Below are 5,202 nucleotides of genomic sequence, written 5' to 3'. Positions count from 1 at the left end.
ACACATTTCCATTTAACTTCACTTGAATAAGCAATTCTCTGCATAATAAAACACTCCTATCAAATTCATTTTATATGAATTCAACAAGAGTGTTTTTTATTCTGTCCCATTAATTGGGGTCAGTCCGGTTTAATGATTCAGATAAAGGGTATTTTTAATTGAATTTTACGTATTTAAATTAGATAAAATTATAGTGTAACTAGGAGTGTATGTAATGAACTTGAATATTGATACAATCGAACATGATACATTTTATGAAATTAAAGTAGCAGGAGAGCTTGATGTCTATACAGCCCCTGAACTGCTGGCTGTTCTTCAGCCTTTACACCAAAAAGGAACTCATGACATTCACCTGAATATTTCAGAGGTCAGCTATATGGATTCAACAGGTCTTGGTTTATTTGTAGGTACATTAAAAGAGCTCAACAAACATCATCATGAACTTTATGTGTTAGGGGCCAACAGTCGTATCGAAAGATTGTTTGATATCACAGGTTTAAAAGAACTGATGCACGTGAATGCGGAGACGGAGGTTTAATATGACGAATTATGATTATATAGAGATGCGTTTTCCGGCTTCAGCTGAATATGTAGGACTTGTACGTCTGACGTTATCAGGCATTCTGAACAGGGCGGGCGCTTCATATGACGATATCGAAGATTCAAAAATTGCTGTTTCTGAAGCTGTAACGAATGCGATTAAACATGCATACAAAGGCGAAGTAAAAGGTGATGTGTTAGTCGGTTACGTGATCTTCGACGAAAAAGTGGAAGTCATTGTATCAGATTCAGGTCAAAGTTTTGATTACGAAGAAACGAAATCAGAACTCGGACCTTATAAAGAAGATGAAAACATTGATTTTATTCGTGAAGGAGGACTAGGACTGTTCCTGATTGAATCATTGATGGATGAAGTGAACGTTAAGAAAGATGCCGGTGTCACAATCAGCATGACTAAGTACATAGCAGGAGAGCAGGTGCAACCTGATGGCGAGAGAGTCAACATCATTTAACGACATTTCTCCAGAGCAGATTAATGCCTGGATCAAGCTTTATCAGGAAACAAAGGACGAAATGGCACAGACCACACTCGTTGAACACTATAAAAAACTCGTGGAATCACTTGCCTATCGCTATTCTAAAGGACAAAGTCATCACGAAGACCTGGTTCAAGTAGGGATGGTCGGATTACTCGGTGCCATCAATCGTTTTGATGTTTCATTTGAAAGAAAATTTGAAGCGTTTCTTGTGCCGACCGTTATCGGTGAGATTAAACGTTATCTGCGAGATAAGACGTGGAGTGTGCATGTACCGCGCCGTATCAAGGAGATTGGACCGAAAATCAAGAAGGCGACGGATGAACTGACCAACCAGCTTGGACGTTCTCCGCAGATTAAAGAAATTGCTGATTATCTTGAAGTAACAGACGAAGAAGTTCTGGAAGCGATGGAGATGGGACAGAGCTATAATGCGCTCAGCGTCGACCATTCTATTGAAGCGGATAAGGACGGTTCTACTGTCACGCTACTTGACGTGATGGGGCAGCAGGAGGAAGGCTACGATTTAACTGAGAAACGGATGATCCTAACCAAGATTCTTCCTATCCTGTCAGACCGTGAAAGAGAGATTATACAATGTACATTCATCGAAGGCCTCAGCCAGAAAGAAACCGGCGAGAAGGTCGGCCTCAGCCAGATGCATGTATCAAGACTTCAGCGTACAGCGATCAAGAAACTGAGAGACGCTGTACAGGAGGGGAACTAGACATATGCTTAACAGCATGTGTCTTTTTTTGTGTTAAAATAAATGGACTGGAGGCGAGAAGATGGAGAAAGCAATCATCAATTTAATCATAGAAAAACTACCTTATAAGAATGGGCAGATAGAAGCGGTGCTGAACCTGCTGGAAGAGAAGAATACAGTACCTTTCATCGCCCGTTACCGAAAAGAAGTGACAGGTGGGCTCGATGAAGTAGAGATCAAAGAAATCGAGACTGAATACAGCTATATGGCTGCCCTGCAGAAACGTAAGGAAGATGTTATTAAAGCCATCGATGCACAGGGCCTGCTCACTGAAGATTTAAGAAAAGATATCCAGAAACAGACGAAGCTACAGCGTGTAGAAGATTTATATCGGCCCTTCAAGCAGAAAAAGAAAACGCGGGCGACAGAAGCGAAGCGTAAAAATTTAGGACCGCTTGCTGACAGGCTGCTGAAGTTCGAGGACTTTGATCGAATGGAAGCAAAAAATTATTTGAGTGACGAAGTGAACACAGTAGAAGAGGCGCTGAAAGGTGCAATGGACATCGTAGCAGAGGTGATTGCAGATGATCCGAAATATCGAGCCTTTATCTTGAAATCCGTCCAGGATTACGGGGAGCTCCATTCAAGCAAAAAGAAAAATGCAGAAGATGAAAAACAAGTCTTTGAAATGTACTACGATTATAGTGAACGTATCAGTAAAGTGGTTCCTCACCGTACACTTGCCATTAATCGGGGTGAGGAACTCGGTGTGCTCAAAGTCTCTATAGAACACGACCTTGAGCGCCAGGAACGTTATATTAAGAAACAGTTCGTTAAAAAGACAACTCAGAATGACGACCTCTATAATGAAATCATTACCGATAGTCTGAAGCGTCTGATTTTGCCTTCTATCGAACGAGAAATCCGAAGCGAGCTGACGACAAAAGCAGAAGCACAGGCTATTGAGATTTTCTCGGTTAACTTGAAAAACTTACTGCTGCAGCCGCCATTAAAAGGTAAAGTGATACTCGGCGTTGATCCTGCTTACCGCACAGGCTGTAAACTTGCAGTCATCAATGAATACGGTACATTTGTAGCAAAGTCTGTCATGTATCCGCACCCGCCAGTTAGTAAGAAAGCTGAAGCAGAAAAAATCTTTATAGATATGGTCACAAAGTATAACGTTGAACTGATTGCCGTCGGTAATGGTACAGCGAGCAGGGAAACAGAACAGTTTGTCGCTGAGATGATTAAAAAGCATCAATTAAAAGCAGCATTTATCATCGTTAATGAGGCAGGGGCCTCTGTCTATTCTGCAAGTGACCTTGCACGTCAGGAGTTCCCGGATTTTAAGGTAGAAGAACGAAGTGCCGTTTCAATCGGACGTCGTGTACAGGACCCGCTCAGTGAACTTGTTAAAATTGATCCGAAATCAATTGGTGTCGGCCAGTACCAGCATGATGTCAACCAGAAGTCTCTGACAGAATCTCTGTCCTTTATCGTCGAAACAGCCGTTAACCAGGTCGGTGTCAATGTCAATACGGCTTCTCTGCCACTCCTGCAGCATGTTTCAGGACTTTCGACAGCGGTTGCAAATAACATCATCAAATACCGGGAAGAGAATGGACCTATTCGTCATCATAAAGAAATTGCGAAGATTCCTCGACTTGGTGCTAAGACATTCGAGCAGAGTATTGGTTTCTTAAGAATACTGGACGGTTCAGAGCCTCTTGATCAGACTGCGATTCACCCTGAAAGTTACAAAGCAACTTACCAGCTGCTTGATGAGTTGGATAGTCACATCAGTGAACTTGGAACAGAAGCGCTCAAATCGAAGCTTCAGACCATGAATACTGCTGATATGGCGCAGATAATTGATATCGGCGAGTTGACATTACAAGATATCATCACAGCACTCATTGCGCCGGGGCGGGATCCGCGGGAAGATTATGAAGTCCCTCTCCTTAAATCTGACGTCCTGTCACTTGAAGACCTGAAAAAGGGAATGAAACTATCCGGAACGGTTCGGAATGTAGTGGATTTCGGTGCTTTTGTAGATATCGGAGTCAAACAGGATGGACTTGTCCATATCTCAAAACTGTCTGAACGTTTCGTCAAGCATCCGACAGATATCGTCAGTGTTGGTGACATAGTGGAAGTATGGGTAGAGACGGTGGATCTGGATAAGGGTAAAGTAGGGCTCACGATGAAAGAGCCAAAATGACAGATCATGAACTGCAGAAGCTTGTGATGACAGTATCGCAGGAAGTGTTTCATAAGCCATTTAAGCATGAGGCTCTTTTTAACCGGCGTCTAAGAACAACAGGTGGGCGCTATATGCTCTTAAGTCACAATATCGAGATTAATCCCAGACAATTAGCAGTACACGGCGAAGAAGCAGTGATAGCCATTATTAAGCATGAACTGTGTCACTATCATCTGCATCTGGAAGGGAAAGGCTACAGACATCGAGACCAGGATTTCAAAAAGCTTTGCCAAGAAACCGGCGCTCCTAGGTACTGTGCCCCTGTCACGAAGGAGCAATATCTTATATACCGCTGCAGTCAATGTGGTATACATTACCAGCGAAAAAGACGTATCAATATCGATAGATACAGGTGTGGCAAATGCCACGGAAAGCTAGAATTAGTCAGTAGTTAAAAAAATTACTGATTAATTCTTTTTTAGTGTTGACATCAGCTTCGAAACGTTTTATGATAGTATTCGTTGCTAAAACAACAGGCCCCTTGGTCAAGCGGTTAAGACACCGCCCTTTCACGGCGGTAACACGGGTTCGAATCCCGTAGGGGTCATAATCTTTTAAAAAAGTTAAACAAAAGTGTTGACTTTAAAACTTGAAGATTATATAATAAATATTGTCGCTAAAACAGACGACAACATAAAAGTTATCTGCTAACGAGCGGTCGTGGCGGAATGGCAGACGCGTCAGACTAAGGATCTGGTGGGTGTAATACCCGTGGAGGTTCGACTCCTCTCGACCGCACTACTTTTTAAAATTATATATGCGGGTGTAGTTTAGTGGTAAAACCTCAGCCTTCCAAGCTGATGTTGTCGGTTCGATTCCGATCACCCGCTCCATTAAATAAATGAACATTGAAAACTGAATGACAATATGTCAACGTTAATTCCAAATAAGACTGCGATTTTTAATCGCTAGTCGCATTTGCGAACTCGCGTAGCGAGTTTGTACAATGTCAAAGAGTGATTGGCTTAACCAATCAAAGAGCTTTATCAAACACTTTTATGGAGAGTTTGATCCTGGCTCAGGATGAACGCTGGCGGCGTGCCTAATACATGCAAGTCGAGCGGACAGACGAGGTGCTTGCACCTCTGAAGTCAGCGGCGGACGGGTGAGTAACACGTGGGTAACCTACCTGTAAGACTGGGATAACTTCGGGAAACCGGAGCTAATACCGGATAATATTTTTCACCTCATGG

The 5,202-nt window shown here is 42.7% G+C and carries 5 protein-coding genes, 3 tRNA genes and 1 rRNA gene; all 9 read left to right on the top strand.

Annotated elements, in window-relative coordinates; translation table 11 throughout:
• Nucleotides 1-214: 214 nt before the first annotated feature.
• Nucleotides 215-538 carry an anti-sigma factor antagonist gene (locus ERX27_RS10955; RefSeq protein WP_133432845.1) on the top strand — a complete coding sequence of 108 codons (324 nt, stop codon included), beginning with the start codon at nt 215-217 and terminating at the stop codon, nt 536-538.
• A 1-nt stretch (nt 539) separates the two neighbouring features.
• Entirely contained in the window at nt 540-1,013 is a 474-nt protein-coding gene (rsbW, locus tag ERX27_RS10950) for an anti-sigma B factor RsbW (protein ID WP_133432844.1), read from the top strand.
• Entirely contained in the window at nt 988-1,764 is a 777-nt protein-coding gene (sigB, locus tag ERX27_RS10945) for an RNA polymerase sigma factor SigB (RefSeq protein WP_133432843.1), read from the top strand. Before rsbW ends, sigB begins: the two co-directional genes overlap by 26 nt.
• 61 nt (nt 1,765-1,825) lie before the next feature.
• Nucleotides 1,826-3,967: a Tex family protein gene (locus ERX27_RS10940; RefSeq protein WP_133432842.1), complete on the top strand. Its 2,142-nt coding sequence runs from the start codon at nt 1,826-1,828 to the stop codon at nt 3,965-3,967.
• Complete coding sequence (locus ERX27_RS10935) at nt 3,964-4,404, top strand: SprT family protein (protein WP_133432841.1); 441 nt, start codon at nt 3,964-3,966, stop codon at nt 4,402-4,404. The genes ERX27_RS10940 and ERX27_RS10935 overlap by 4 nt, the downstream gene beginning before the upstream one ends.
• Nucleotides 4,405-4,484: 80 nt before the next feature.
• Nucleotides 4,485-4,556, top strand: a tRNA-Glu gene (locus ERX27_RS10930).
• Nucleotides 4,557-4,663: 107 nt separating this feature from the next.
• Nucleotides 4,664-4,747 (top strand) — tRNA-Leu (locus tag ERX27_RS10925).
• Between the two features lie 21 nt (nt 4,748-4,768).
• Nucleotides 4,769-4,842 (top strand) — tRNA-Gly (locus ERX27_RS10920).
• Nucleotides 4,843-5,004: 162 nt separating this feature from the next.
• Nucleotides 5,005-5,202 (top strand): 16S ribosomal RNA (locus tag ERX27_RS10915); the annotation flags it as partial.

The sequence above is a fragment of the Macrococcus brunensis genome (assembly GCF_004359615.1).
GTDB lineage: Bacteria > Bacillota > Bacilli > Staphylococcales > Staphylococcaceae > Macrococcus > Macrococcus brunensis.
This window is presented reverse-complemented; position numbering and strand designations above follow the sequence as displayed.

Coding starts and splice junctions, on each gene's coding strand:
- ERX27_RS10955 (WP_133432845.1), top strand. CDS start 215: ATGAACTTGAATATTGATACAATCGAACATGATACATTTTATGAAATT.
- sigB (WP_133432843.1), top strand. CDS start 988: ATGGCGAGAGAGTCAACATCATTTAACGACATTTCTCCAGAGCAGATT.
- rsbW (WP_133432844.1), top strand. CDS start 540: ATGACGAATTATGATTATATAGAGATGCGTTTTCCGGCTTCAGCTGAA.
- ERX27_RS10935 (WP_133432841.1), top strand. CDS start 3,964: ATGACAGATCATGAACTGCAGAAGCTTGTGATGACAGTATCGCAGGAA.
- ERX27_RS10940 (WP_133432842.1), top strand. CDS start 1,826: ATGGAGAAAGCAATCATCAATTTAATCATAGAAAAACTACCTTATAAG.